General features: G+C 37.4%; 16 protein-coding genes. 14 read left to right on the forward strand and 2 right to left on the reverse strand.

Features of this window, described 5'->3' with window-relative positions; translation table 11 throughout:
- Positions 1–2: 2 nt before the first annotated feature.
- From adhP to BCR25_RS06475, 13 genes are all read left to right on the forward strand, one after another.
- Positions 3–1,022, forward strand: coding sequence for an alcohol dehydrogenase AdhP (adhP, locus tag BCR25_RS06425; protein WP_069662797.1), 1,020 nt, complete (start codon positions 3–5; stop codon positions 1,020–1,022).
- A gap of 201 nt (positions 1,023–1,223) precedes the next feature.
- On the forward strand, positions 1,224–1,532 hold the full coding sequence (locus BCR25_RS19845) for a GNAT family N-acetyltransferase (protein ID WP_083242603.1): 309 nt from the start codon (positions 1,224–1,226) through the stop codon (positions 1,530–1,532).
- Positions 1,525–1,737 carry a hypothetical protein gene (locus tag BCR25_RS19850; RefSeq protein ID WP_083242604.1) on the forward strand — a complete coding sequence of 71 codons (213 nt, stop codon included), beginning with the start codon at positions 1,525–1,527 and terminating at the stop codon, positions 1,735–1,737. The genes BCR25_RS19845 and BCR25_RS19850 overlap by 8 nt, the downstream gene beginning before the upstream one ends.
- 28 nt (positions 1,738–1,765) lie before the next feature.
- Positions 1,766–1,921, forward strand: coding sequence for a hypothetical protein (locus BCR25_RS20325; RefSeq protein WP_169818992.1), 156 nt, complete (start codon positions 1,766–1,768; stop codon positions 1,919–1,921).
- Between the two features lie 192 nt (positions 1,922–2,113).
- Positions 2,114–2,416 (forward strand): Fpa/YlaN family protein, encoded by a 303-nt coding sequence (locus BCR25_RS06435; RefSeq protein ID WP_069662798.1) that lies wholly within the window; start codon positions 2,114–2,116, stop codon positions 2,414–2,416.
- Between the two features lie 3 nt (positions 2,417–2,419).
- Positions 2,420–3,613 (forward strand): FtsW/RodA/SpoVE family cell cycle protein, encoded by a 1,194-nt coding sequence (locus BCR25_RS06440; protein WP_069662799.1) that lies wholly within the window; start codon positions 2,420–2,422, stop codon positions 3,611–3,613.
- Positions 3,614–3,687: 74 nt separating this feature from the next.
- Entirely contained in the window at positions 3,688–7,116 is a 3,429-nt protein-coding gene (locus BCR25_RS06445; protein WP_069662800.1) for a pyruvate carboxylase, read from the forward strand.
- 18 nt (positions 7,117–7,134) lie between these two features.
- Positions 7,135–8,259 carry a CAP-associated domain-containing protein gene (locus BCR25_RS06450; protein ID WP_069662801.1) on the forward strand — a complete coding sequence of 375 codons (1,125 nt, stop codon included), beginning with the start codon at positions 7,135–7,137 and terminating at the stop codon, positions 8,257–8,259.
- 2 nt (positions 8,260–8,261) lie between these two features.
- Complete coding sequence (locus BCR25_RS06455) at positions 8,262–8,693, forward strand: YlbF/YmcA family competence regulator (RefSeq protein WP_069662802.1); 432 nt, start codon at positions 8,262–8,264, stop codon at positions 8,691–8,693.
- Positions 8,683–9,033, forward strand: a complete 351-nt coding sequence (locus tag BCR25_RS06460) for a YlbG family protein (protein ID WP_069662803.1) — start codon at positions 8,683–8,685, stop codon at positions 9,031–9,033. Before BCR25_RS06455 ends, BCR25_RS06460 begins: the two co-directional genes overlap by 11 nt.
- A gap of 79 nt (positions 9,034–9,112) precedes the next feature.
- Positions 9,113–9,706 (forward strand): 16S rRNA (guanine(966)-N(2))-methyltransferase RsmD, encoded by a 594-nt coding sequence (gene rsmD / locus BCR25_RS06465; RefSeq protein WP_281247213.1) that lies wholly within the window; start codon positions 9,113–9,115, stop codon positions 9,704–9,706.
- A complete protein-coding gene (coaD, locus tag BCR25_RS06470) occupies positions 9,699–10,199 on the forward strand; it encodes a pantetheine-phosphate adenylyltransferase (protein ID WP_069662805.1) in 501 nt (166 codons plus the stop codon). Before rsmD ends, coaD begins: the two co-directional genes overlap by 8 nt.
- Positions 10,192–11,253 carry a SepM family pheromone-processing serine protease gene (locus BCR25_RS06475; protein ID WP_069662806.1) on the forward strand — a complete coding sequence of 354 codons (1,062 nt, stop codon included), beginning with the start codon at positions 10,192–10,194 and terminating at the stop codon, positions 11,251–11,253. Before coaD ends, BCR25_RS06475 begins: the two co-directional genes overlap by 8 nt.
- Positions 11,254–11,436: 183 nt before the next feature.
- Here the strand turns inward: BCR25_RS06475 and BCR25_RS06480 are convergent, their stop codons facing one another.
- Positions 11,437–12,234, reverse strand: a complete 798-nt coding sequence (locus tag BCR25_RS06480) for a PH domain-containing protein (RefSeq protein WP_069662807.1) — start codon at positions 12,232–12,234, stop codon at positions 11,437–11,439.
- A 28-nt stretch (positions 12,235–12,262) separates the two neighbouring features.
- Entirely contained in the window at positions 12,263–12,784 is a 522-nt protein-coding gene (locus BCR25_RS06485) for a sigma-70 family RNA polymerase sigma factor (protein ID WP_069662808.1), read from the reverse strand.
- A gap of 99 nt (positions 12,785–12,883) precedes the next feature.
- Here BCR25_RS06485 and BCR25_RS06490 point away from each other — a divergent pair, with 99 nt between their 5' ends.
- Positions 12,884–13,504: a helix-hairpin-helix domain-containing protein gene (locus tag BCR25_RS06490; RefSeq protein ID WP_069662809.1), complete on the forward strand. Its 621-nt coding sequence runs from the start codon at positions 12,884–12,886 to the stop codon at positions 13,502–13,504.
- Positions 13,505–13,675 lie beyond the last annotated feature (171 nt).

Consider the following 13,675-nt stretch of genomic DNA (forward strand, 5'->3'; position numbering starts at 1 on the left):
GTGTGAAGGCAGCTGTTGTAAGTAAAGAAAGCAATGGAAAAGTAGAAATTAAAGAAATGAACTTAAGACCACTAGAAGCTGGTGAGGCTTTGGTGGATGTAGAATATTGTGGTGTTTGCCATACTGATTTACATGTGGCTCACGGAGATTTTGGAAAAGTGCCTGGGCGAGTAATCGGTCATGAAGGTATTGGAATCGTCAAGGAGGTCGCATCAGATGTAAGTAGCCTTAATGTAGGTGATCGTGTCAGTATTGCCTGGTTTTTTGAAGGCTGCGGTACATGTGAATATTGTATTACTGGACGAGAAACATTTTGTCGCCAAGCGAAAAATGCAGGATTTTCTGTCGATGGCGCAATGGCAGAACAATGTATCGTCAAAGCTGACTATGCTGTAAAAGTTCCAGATGGATTAGATCCAGCTCAAGCGAGTAGTATTTCTTGTGCAGGCGTTACTTGTTATAAGGCGATCAAGGTATCAGAAGTAAAACCGGGTCAATGGATCGCTATTTACGGAATCGGTGGGTTAGGAAACCTAGCCATTCAGTATGCTAAGAATGTGTTTAATGCAAAAGTAGTTGCCATTGATATCAATGATGACAAATTAGACTTTGCAAAAGAATTAGGCGCTGATCTTGTCTGCAATCCCCTAAAAGATGGTGATGCTGGTGAGTGGATCCAAAATGAAATCGGCGGAGCCCATGGCGCAGTGGTTACTGCTGTTTCAAAAGTAGCTTTTAATCAAGCTGTAAACTCTGTGCGTGCTGCAGGAAAAGTTGTTGCTGTAGGACTGCCACCAGAAACAATGGACTTAGAAATTGTAAAAACAGTATTAGACGGTATTCAAATTGTTGGGTCATTGGTTGGAACGCGTAAAGATCTAGAAGAAGCTTTTCAGTTTGGCGCAGATGGGAAGGTCGTTCCTGTTGTCGAAACTCGTTGTTTACACGAAGTTAATGACATTTTCGAAGAGATGGAACAAGGAAAAATCAAAGGCAGAATGGTTGTTGATTTAAAAAAATAGTCTAGAGTTCGTTGGAATGACATAGATTGAAATAGAGATTCTCAAAACGCTAGGAGATTCATTTCTAGCTTATGAGGGTCTCTTTGCTTCATCTTCTAAAAAAGTAGGGATTATTAGGGTCATTGATAGCTTCTTAAAATAGATTCTGTTAGTATAAGTAGAAAGAATTTAAACTTTCATATACAAAGGAGGAGGGCTGAAGTGATCATTCGCTTAGAAGCAGAGAAGGACTTCGAGAATCTTTACACCTTTACAAAAGAAGCATTCAAAACAGCTAAAGTCAAAAGTGGAGACGAACAAGATTTTGTAAATCGTTTAAGACAGAGCAAAGAATATTTGCCTGACCTTGCTTATGTAGCAGAAATCAATGATGAAATCGTGGGACATGTAATGTCGACAAGATTATATGTTGAATCCGAGCATAATGAACACGAGCTTTTACTTTTAGCACCATTGACAGTCAGGCTTGATCAAAGAAATAAAGGCTTGGGCGGAGCCATTAATGAATGAAGCTGAAGCCGCCGCAAGAAAGACCGGAGAACAGGCAATCATTTTAGTAGGAGATCCAGAATACTATACTCGCTATGGCTACCAAACAGCAAGTGATTTTGGGTTTTTAGTGGGACAAGAAATCCCTCAAAAATACATATTGGTCAAGAAAATTGGTCAAACGGAACTGACAGAATTAGCTGGAAAATTGATGATTCCAGAGTAAAGAAAGTATTCGTTAGGAGGAATTCAACATGAAGGAAAGTGCAAAGGCTGGTATTTCTTTTGGTTGTGCATTAGCAATGGTTATTTCTTATGTAAATTGGCATAGCATCATTTGGGCAATTGTGCATGGGATTTTAAGCTGGTTTTATGTGATTTATTACGTGATTGTCTATGGGCTGAACTAAAATAAGCGCAGGATTAAATTCTATATTTGCCTATGGTTCGTTTAAACAGGATAGAATAAAATGAGAATTTTTTTCATTCGAGTTTGATAAAAATTAAAAAAAATGTTAAACAAAGGATTTTCAGAAAATTTCTGTTAATAATCAGATAAATTATGCTATAATTACATAATTAAGATGGGAGGTTTGGTGCACATGGAATCCATTTCAAAAGAGTTTGCTATTCAGTTATTAAACGAGGATGCACAAAGAATTATGATGCTGATCCGTAATCAAAAAAATAGCCTATGTATTTCCCAGTGTAAGGCTTTTGAAGAAGTCGTAGATACACAAATGTATGGTTTTTCTCGTCAGGTGACCTACGCGATTCGTCTTGGTATTTTGAGTTCGACCCAAGGACACCAATTATTGAGTGATTTAGAAAAAGAGCTTAATCAATTATATAGCGATGTTTACGAGGAAACACAAGAAAAAAAAGAGATTGGCAAGGAGGTCTAAACTTTGCCAAACAAGATAAAAAAGCGTCATCTGTTAGATTATAGTATTTTGATTCCGTACATGGTTCTTAGTGCGATAGGTTTGATCATGGTATACAGTTCAACTTCTTCACTATTAGTATCGCAAGGAAAACCGCCGACCGGCATGGTGATTACACAACTTCAATTTTGGCTTTTAAGTTTAGTAGCGATGTTTTTTATTTATAAAATGAAAACGACCGTTTTTCAAGTCAAAGGATTCATCATGTTGGCAATCGTTGTCATTTCAGTTTTGCTGTTAGCTGTTCGTTTTACAAAGCTGGGAGCTGAAATCAATGGTGCCAAAGGGTGGATTCAAATTGGTTCATTTTCAATGCAGCCGGCTGAATATTTAAAAATTATGGTTATTTGGTATCTTGCCTATATATTAGGGCGCAGACAAAAGTATATTGACAAAGAATTTAAAAAAGCAGTATTTAGACCAATGCTTTTGGTTGGTTTTTTAATTTTTCTAGTTGCGATTCAACCCGATTTAGGAAACGCAGCAATCTTAACGTTATTAGTGATCATCATGGTGCTTGCCAGCGGTATCAATTATATGTATACATATTTGGTCGGTGGTGTTGGTATTTTAGGAAGTATTGCCGTTATTGAAACATTACTTTTAACGGGTGGAAGTTTTATTCCTGCTAGGTATCAGTATGTGTATCAACGTTTTGCTATTTTTTTGAATCCATTTAAAGATGAACGAAATGCAGGTCATCAGTTAGCGAATTCTTATTATGCTATCAATAATGGAGGCTGGTTTGGCAAAGGCTTGGGTAATAGTATCCAGAAAAAAGGGTTTTTACCTGAGGCTCATTCAGACTTTATCTTTGCCATTACGATCGAAGAATTAGGCTTGTTCGTTTCATTAATCATTTTAGCCATTTTAATGTTTATGATTGCTCGCATTATTTTGGTTGGTGTACGTTCTAAAAAACCATTCAACTCATTAATGTGTATCGGGATAGGCTCAATGTTATTACTACAAGTTTTTATCAATCTAGGCGGGATCACAGGAGTCATTCCTCTAACAGGGGTAACTTTTCCTTTTCTAAGTCAAGGCGGAAATAGTGTATTGATCATTTCAATTGCTGTAGCATTTGTACTAAACATTAGCGCGGATGAAAAAAGACAAAAGATGGCTCAAGAATATCAATTATTAGAAAATCAATAAATGAAGGTAGCTAAAATGACAAAAGGCTTTTGAATTTTTTGTTATAGCTTCAATAAACAGGTAGGAGTGAAGGAATGAAAAAAGTTTTAGTAGCGAATCGTGGAGAAATTGCAATCAGAATTTTTAGAGCCTGTACAGAGATGCACATCGGGACAGTGGCAATCTATGCAGCAGAAGATGAATATTCAGTACATCGTTTTAAAGCGGACGAAGCTTATCTAGTTGGTAAAGGGAAGAAGCCGATTGAAGCCTACCTTGACATGGAAGATATTATTCGAATCGCAAAAAAATCGGGAGCAGATGCAATTCATCCAGGATATGGTTTTTTATCTGAGAATCTAGAATTTGCCCGTCGATGTGAAGAAGAAGGCTTGATTTTTGTCGGTCCTTCGTTGCATCATTTAGACATATTTGGTGATAAGATCAAAGCAAAAGAGGCAGCTGTTGCAGCTGGAATCGCCTCAATTCCTGGTTCTGATGGACCCGTTGAGACCGTTGAGGGTGTTTTGGCATTCGGTCGGACTCATGGGTTTCCGATCATGATCAAAGCAGCATTAGGCGGCGGCGGTCGTGGTATGCGTGTGGCTCACGATGAAAAAGAAGCCGCAGAAGGGTACGAACGAGCTAAAAGTGAAGCCAAAGCAGCCTTTGGTTCAGATGAAGTTTACGTAGAAAAATATATCTCCAATCCAAAACATATCGAAGTTCAAATTTTGGGAGACAAACATGGTAACGTGATCCATTTATTCGAACGAGACTGTTCTGTTCAGCGCCGTCATCAAAAGGTAGTAGAAGTTGCTCCCTGTGTTTCAATGAATGAAGAGCAACGAAACAAAATCTGTGCTGCCGCAGTTCAGTTGATGAAGCATGTTGATTATATCAACGCTGGAACAGTTGAATTTTTAGTCGAAGGGGATCAGTTCTACTTTATTGAAGTTAATCCTCGTGTTCAAGTAGAGCATACGATTACAGAGATGATTACAGATATCGATATCGTAGTGTCTCAATTACAAATTGCTCAAGGGCTTGATTTGCATAAAGATATGAAGATTCCGCAACAAGCTGATATCACTTTGAATGGTGCAGCGATCCAGTGCCGGATCACGACAGAAGATCCATTAAATCAGTTCATGCCAGATACTGGTAAGATCGATACTTACCGTTCACCAGGTGGATTTGGCGTACGTCTTGATGTTGGAAATGCCTATTCAGGTGCAGTAGTGACGCCTTATTTTGATTCACTTCTTGTAAAAGTCTGCACGCATGGTTTTACATTTGATAAAGCCATTCAAAAGATGGAACGTTGTTTGCGTGAATTTAGAATTCGCGGAGTCAAAACCAATATTCCATTTCTGCATAAAGTGATCGGTCACCCAGAGTTTCAGTCTGGTGAAGCTAAGACAACCTTTATTGACAACACACCGCAATTATTTGAGTTTCCTAAATTAAGAGACCGCGGCAATAAAACCATGAAATACATTGGCGAAGTCACTGTAAACGGCTTTCCAGGTATTGAAAAGACAACGAAGAAATACTTTGATGCACCTCGTATCCCGACTGATCTTGAATTACGCAGTGATTATATTACTGCTAAAAATGTTCTTGATAAAGAAGGGGCCGCTAGTGTGATCGACTGGATTCGAGCACAGGAAAATGTCTTATTAACAGATACAACGTTTCGTGATGCGCATCAAAGTTTACTTGCGACACGTGTCAGAACACAAGATTTCAAAGAAATCGCTCGCTTGACTGGTGAAGGATTACCTGAACTATTCTCGAGTGAAATGTGGGGCGGAGCAACCTTTGATGTTGCGTATCGTTTCTTGAATGAAGATCCTTGGCAGAGACTTCGCAAAATCCGTAAGCTGATGCCGAATACTTTACTGCAAATGCTATTTAGAGGTTCGAATGCTGTTGGTTATCAAAATTATCCAGATAATGTAATCGAAGAATTCATTAAAGAGTCAGCACGACAAGGGATTGATGTTTTCCGTATTTTTGATAGTTTAAACTGGCTTCCACAAATGGAAAAGAGCATCCAAACCGTTAGAGATACAGGCAAAATCGCTGAAGCAGCGATCTGTTATACAGGAGATATCAACGATCCATCTAGAGCAAAATACAATGTTGAGTATTATAAAAAAATGGCTAAAGAGCTTGAAAAAATGGGTGCACATATCATTGCAATCAAAGATATGGCAGGCTTGTTAAAACCACAGGCAGCCTATCGTCTGATTAGTGAATTGAAAGCGACAACTGATTTACCAATTCATCTGCATACACATGATACCAGCGGAAATGGAATCATTACTTATTCCGCTGCGACAAAAGCAGGCGTCGATATTGTCGATGTTGCGACAAGTGCGATGAGCGGCGCAACAAGTCAGCCAAGTATGAGCAGTCTATACTATGCGTTAGTCAATGGGGAACGTACGCCGGATATCAACATCGATAATACACAAAAAATCAACCATTATTGGGAAGATGTCCGCATGTACTATAAGCCATTTGAAAATGGGCTGAATGCACCTCAGACAGAAGTGTATATGCATGAGATGCCAGGCGGTCAATATTCCAATTTGCAGCAACAAGCAAAAGCTGTTGGTTTAGGACATAAGTGGGACGATATCAAAAAAATGTATCATACCGTGAATTTGATGTTTGGTGATATTGTCAAAGTAACACCTTCATCAAAAGTGGTTGGTGATATGGCTTTATTCATGGTTCAAAATGATCTGACTGAAGAGGATATTTTTGCAAATGGAGACAGCTTGAGTTTCCCAGAATCTGTTGTAACCTTTTTCCAAGGCGATTTAGGTCAGCCAGTAGGCGGTTTTCCTAAAGAGCTGCAGCAGATCATTCTAAAAGGTCGTCCAGCATTTACAGAAAGACCAGGAAGTTTGGCAGCACCAGTGAAATTTGATAAAGTAAAAGCAGAATTAGCAGAACTGATCGGTTATGAACCGAGTATGGAAGAATTACTGAGTTACTTAATGTATCCACAAGTATTTCTTGATTACCGTACTTCTTACCAAAACTTTGGTGATGTGACGTTATTAGATACGCCAACTTTCTTCCAAGGAATCCGTCAAGGAGAATCTGTGGAAGTTCAAATCGAAAAAGGGAAAACATTGATCATTCGTTTGGACGAAGTCGGTGAACCTGATATTGAAGGGAATCGAGTGCTGTTTTTCAATTTGAATGGACAACGGAGAGAAGTCGTGATAAAAGACACGTCAATCAAGTCTGCCGTTCAAGCAAAACGAAAAGCAGAACCTACAAATAAGGAGCAGATCGGTGCAACAATGTCTGGTTCTGTTTTACAAGTCTTAGTTAGAAAAGGCGATAAAGTCAAAAAAGGTGACGCGTTACTTGTTACTGAAGCAATGAAAATGGAAACAACGATCGAAGCACGTTTTGATGGCGTCGTAGAACATATCTATGTAGCCGAAGGAGAAGCGATCAGCTCCGGTGATTTACTGATCGAAGTCAGCGAAAAATAAATGAAAGTGGGGAAAAAGATGAGACGATTTTTAGCTTTCTTAGGCATATTTCTTGTAGTCCTAACAATCGGCTATTTAGAGCCCGTCTTTTTCCCCGCTGAAAAACCGCAGCACGTTGCAGAGGATTCTGGGAGACAAAATGTCTCCCACACTGCTTTGCCGTATGAAGAAATCAAGACATCAGGCTATGCTGAATATGTTGGAAAACCAGCAAGTAAATTTATAGAGAAATTTGGAGAACCTGTTGAAAAGCAAGCCTCCGGTATGTCATATGAAGTATGGACTTATGGTGAGAAGGATTCAGATTACCTTGAACTAAACATTCAAGATGATAATATTTCAATGATCAAAGCGTTTAATGACTCAAAGGAATTATCTCCTTTCTCAATAGGAATGAACTTGTCAGATATCTCTGAACGAATGACGATATACTCTGACTTTGCTTTTACATATAATGAGATGAACTATAACATAGAGTTAACGGAAGAAGATATGAACTATCGTCCTTTGATTGCTTTTGATAATCAAACGTTTGCAATTTTGTTCTTTAATCAAGGAAAAAGTGAGCTTGCAGCAGTTGTTTATTTAGCTAAAGAAGCTTTGTTGACCTTGATGCCTTATCAATTGATTGAAGGCGAAGCACGTCCGCTTTTACCGAAAGATCAATTAGCTGGTTTTGATCCAGTAAAAAGCAATCAAATGGTTAGAGTGATTAATATGCTAAGGTCGGATGAAGGATTACCAACCTATCATGTGAACACTGAAAATCAGAAAAATGCACAAAAGCTTTTTGAATTATTATCAAAACAACAGAAAAACATTTTTTCGATGGAAAGACTCGAAAATTGGCAATTCAGTAAGGAACAGCTGAGTGCGACTGAAATGTTCACTCTGTCAAATGATGAATATCAAAAACTTTTAAAGCTCGGACAATTAGATAAGAAAAATGCAACTGGCATGTACACAGAACCTATTTATGATCCTACCTTCACGGTTCTTTCATGGTTTTCAGATTCACTTTATCATTCTCGATTTGCTCATGAAGGAAATGAAAACATTGGCGTTGCATTCTCCAAAGCAAGTGTGTTAGTCTTAATACAAGAAACTGAAAAAGAAATATCTCAAACAGAGGATAGTGAATAAGTATGATCGTTACAGAAAAACTTTTTGAAATAGAAGATCAAGTAGAAAATCTTGTTGAAGCAATTTTAGCAAGTGATAGTATTACTTCTTATAAAAATAATCGAAAAAACATGTATGACTCCCAAGATGTTCGTGAAAAGCAAAAGGCCTTTTTAGATGCAAAGGATTCTTTTGAACGGATCGAAGCATATGGCAATCATGCTCCAGATTTTCGAACAAAACAACGTGCTGTTCGTCAAGCCAAACGGGCATTAGATATGAGTGAAGAAGTGGCTGAATTTCGTTTTTCTGAGACAGAAGTTCAAACAATTTTAGATTTGGTTGGCATGTCCGTCGCTCAAACCATTTCAGAAGATATCAAGGTAGATGCCGGCAATCCATTCTTTGAAAAAGGAAAACACTCAGGTTGTGGAGGTAATTGTCATGCAAGTTAATGAGGAAAAAGAACTCAATATCCAAAAACGACGTTGCTTGGTTGTTTGGGTCTACAGCTTAAAACAATTAAGAACTTTGAAGCGATTCGGCTTGATTCATTATGTGTCGCGTCGCATGAAGTACGTGGTCATTTATATGAATGAAGAAGACATTGAGACCTCAGAAGCAAAAATAAATGGGCTGCATTTTGTCCGTAAAGTAGAACGATCTTATAGACCAGATGTAGAGATGAATTTTGCTGAGAAAATCGGTACCAAAGCAGCCTATCAATACAAAGAAGAAGAAGGATTTGAAGTTGAAGAATTAAAAACAGAGATCCGTCTAGCTGAAAACGTCTAAAAATCAAGATGAAAAATGTGCACGAACGTCAAACATTTTTCATCTTTTTTCTGTATATTTGGTATACTATTAAAGGATAATAGAGCAACAAGTAAAGGAGCGTTATAAAGTGCGTGTGATTTCTGGAGAATACGGCGGTCGCCGATTAAAAGCATTGGACGGAGATAATACACGTCCAACAACTGATAAGGTTAAAGAATCGATTTTCAACATGATTGGCCCCTATTTTGATGGTGGTACAGTTCTAGATTTATATGCAGGCAGTGGCGGACTTGCGATCGAGGCAGTATCAAGAGGGATGGAAGAGGCTATTTGTATTGAAAAAAACTTTGCAGCAATCAAAATTATTAAAGAAAACATTGCTGTAACGAAAGAACCTGAGAAATTTACGATAAAAAAAATGGATGCAAACAAAGCACTCGACTTACTAAAAGAGGAACAGAAGAAAGTTGATTTGGTATTGTTAGATCCGCCGTATGCTAAACAAGAGATTGAAAAGCAGATCGTGCATATGCTTGCAAATCACTTATTGAACGAAGACGTTATTGTTGTTTGTGAAACAGATAAATCTGTCGAGCTTCCTGAAAATATCGGACAACTAACTAAGGTACGTGAAACAGTGTATGGTATTACACAGATAACGATTTACAAATGGGAGGAAGACAATGAGTAGAACCGCACTTTTTCCGGGAAGTTTTGATCCTTTGACAAAGGGGCATTTGAATTTAATCGAACGTAGTACAAAAATCTTCGATAAAGTAATCATCGGGGTTTTTGTTAACACCAATAAAAAGTCTTTGTTTACCTTAGAAGAAAAACTTTCTCTCATCAAAGAATCAGTTAAACATCTAGACAATATAGAAGTTGTGGTTCAAGAAACAAAGCTGACTGTTGAAAGTGCATCTGAATTGGGTGCAAATTTTTTGGTTCGAGGAATTAGGAATGTTAAAGACTATGAATATGAAAAAGACATTGCCATGATGAATCATCATTTGGCATCTGGAATAGAGACAGTTTTTTTATTAGCAGACGAAGCCTATAGCCATGTTAGTTCTAGTTTATTAAAAGAAGTTCTGGCATTCGGAGGAGATGTCTCTGCCTATTTGCCTAAACCAGTCAATGAGGCACTAAATCAAAAGAATCGAGAGTTGAAACTATATGAATAATGAACAGGAAGAAAAAATATCCATTAAATCGATGCTGCCATTTGTGCTCATTGTATTGTTGATTATAGCTATCTTAATGCCGATTCCTTATTATATTGAAGGACCAGGTTCTACCGAGAATCTAAAAGAATTCGTGACAGTAGATAATAAACAGGACACAGAATCTGGCGCCTTTTATTTAACGACAGTTGGTGTGCGTAAAGCAACATTAGGCTCTTTGCTCACTGCGAAATTTTCTGATTTTCAGGAAATCATTAGTAAAAAAGACTTAATGGGAACAAGCACAAATAGTGAATATGAACGTATTCAACAATATTACATGGATTCATCTAAAAACGCAGCAATCGAACAAGCACTAAAATTAGCAGAGGTACCTTATGAAATGTCCTTTAAAGGTGTTTATGTTTTAGCTATCGAAGACAACTCGAGTTTTAAAGGAAAAATTTCAGTGGGCGATACGGTGACGGGAATCGATGGACACACATTTAAAAGCAGTGAAGAATTTGTTACGTATGTAAAAAAACAAAAGGTTGGTCAAGAAGTTACAGTAAGCTATTTGCAAGATGGCAAAGCCAAAGAGGCGACAGGCGAGTTGATTGAACTGCCGACTGATAAAAAGGCTGGTATTGGTATTGGGTTGACCGATCATACTGAAATCGATTCTTCGGTTCCTGTTGAGATCGACTCCGGCGATATCGGAGGACCTTCAGCTGGGCTGATGTTTACTCTAGAAATCTATGAACAGCTGACGCAAAAAGGCATTCGAAAAGGCCATAAAATCGCTGGAACAGGAACGATTAATTCTGATGGAATCGTTGGACGAATCGGCGGAATAGATAAGAAAGTGGTCACTGCAAGTAAAAATGAGACAGAAATTTTCTTTGCGCCAGATGATGAAATCACAAAGGAAATGAAAAAAGCCGAGCCGAGAATCAAAACGAATTATGAAGAGGCAAAGGCAGCGGCAGAGAAAATTGGAACTAAGATGAAGATTGTTCCAGTGAAAAACGTACAAGATGCACTTGATTATCTTGACACACTGAAAGAAAAATAATTAAAAAAGATAACAACAATTAAGCATAAGCTAGGATTCATAAAAAGGGATATTCCCTTTTTGTGAATCCTAGCTTATTTTAGAACTCTATAAATATAGTACTTTAGTCTTTAGAGTGTTTTAGCTGTGTATTTGACTTCAAAAGAGTGAGGTAAAGCTTGTGGTTGAACTAGTCTGTACCTTTTACCTCAGAAAATGACTGAAAAGCGCTGGAAATATTGTCGCTGTACTGAAGTCAAACATGTGTTTTGCTGGTCCAAAGTGAAAGAATCCACCTAATGCTAACAACAAGAGGAACACAACAACGGCTACAATCGAAAAATAATATGTAAGCCGATAAGCTAGCACAGGATTGTTTACGACTCGGTCAAAGCGTTTTTCACGATAGATCTCTTTCGTTACAAGAATTGTTTGCAATGCAGGGATTTCAGCAAGTTGGCGTTTCAAGATTTCAGCATCTCTTTCACTTAATAATTCGGAAAAAATATGATTGTCGGATTCAAAATCAAAAGTGTACGTATGAAGAGTCAAACGCTTAGGCGAAAATCGATTTTCCCAGTCAAAATAAGAAAGCTTGTTTTGTTTCAGTGTGATTGCTCTGATTGTGCTATACGGATAGCTGAAAAAAGGTTGTTTGTCTAAAAATTCAATAATCGTGGTAAAGATCATTCGTTGATTCGTAAAAACAAGTATTCGATTTCCTCTAAGATCATTAAACTCTTTTATATACGCTTTGGCTGCTTCAGTTGTTGGATGATACATTCCTAATAAACCAACGCCCACAACTGAAGCATTCTCTCCATCAGCTGTCATTGGTAAATAGGCAACGATTTCTTCTTCTTCATGTAAATGAGTCTTCAACTGTTCAATAAAATCCTGTAAGAAAATATACATTTTTGTTTGATTGTATAGTTCCTTTTTTTGTTGATTATTTAATTCATTGTTGATACGTTTTATCGTAGATTTAAATGGATTGGGCATTTGAGATTCCTCCTAACATAACTTGTATTTACGTTGGCTTGATCGAGTGTCTAAGTTTTTCGCGTCCTCTAGATAAGCGATTATAGATTTGAGTAACCTCCATATTCAGCTCTTTTGCAATTTCTGCTGCTGAATCTTGATAGTAGTAGTATTTTAGAAAGATCAATTGATCGTCATCTGTTAAATACGTTAATAAATCTAAAAAGTTTTCTTTTTCAAAATAATCCTCTTCCCAAAAGCTCTCTGGTAGTTGCTCCATCGGGATGATCTGTTGCTCGCGGATAATCTGTCTTTTTTTATCAAGACAAAGATTTCGCGTGATCGTAAGACTCCACGTTTTTAAACTACTTTTTTCGGCATCATAAGAAGCTATCTTTTGCCAAATTCGGTAAAACACTTCATTTTCAACCTCTTTATGATACATTTTTTCCTTTGGATGATTCAAAATTGAACGAATACATTTAATGATGTCCGTACCAAATAGATCAATGAATTTTTCCAATCCTAAAAAATTTTTAGCGATTAAAAGTGCGATAACTTCCTTTTCCATATTTCATCACCTTCTTACCTTATTATACGATGGACTTTTCTATTTTCTATCATGAAAACGAAAAAATAATGCGTATCTTACTTATGAAGGAGGAAAAAAATGAATTATCAAGAACTCTTCAAGAAATACAACTATTATTTGCTCGGAGCTGGCCTCATGGTAATAGTTTTTAGCATTGTTGTGTTCATTTATTTGAATAGATCCAGTGAAACAATCGATGAAGCACTTCAACTAGAGTCTACGTCGCCTAGCTCGCTGGAAAGCTCCAGTGTTTTTGACGAGCCCAAACAACTATATGTTGATATAAAAGGTGCAGTAAAGCGGCCAGGCATGTATGAAGTAAAGGAAAATATGCGTGTTTGGGATGCGATTTTACTGGCTGATGGAGTAGAGGAGGAAGCAGATACAAAGCAAGTCAATTTTGCAGAACAGGTCACTGATCAAATGGTGATTTACGTGCCCAAAAAAGGAGAAGAGCCACTAGTAAAGCAAGAGCTGAACAGTGAAGAGAGGGATGAGGCAGATACTAAAATCAATCTTAATCAAGCGGATGAGAATCAACTACAGACATTGCCGGGAATCGGTCAAAAGAAGGCACAGGAAATTATTCGCTATCGTGAGGATAATGGCGGGTTCAAATCGATTGAAGACATAAAAAATATTTCTGGGTTTGGAGAAAAGACATTTGAAAAGCTAAAGGAAAGTATCACTGTTTCATAAACATTTGGAAAACAAATCGATCATTCTACGTATTTTTTTTAAATATATCGCCGATAATCTTGACGAGACTTTTTCTATAATTTACTATTTGTATAGCCTATTATATTTTAGAATCAGCAATAAAGTATTTTTGAAAAACAATATTATTCATATAGAAGAGGAGCATGAACG

It is taken from the genome of Enterococcus termitis, from assembly GCF_001730305.1.
GTDB classification, from domain to species: Bacteria; Bacillota; Bacilli; order Lactobacillales; family Enterococcaceae; genus Enterococcus_L; species Enterococcus_L termitis.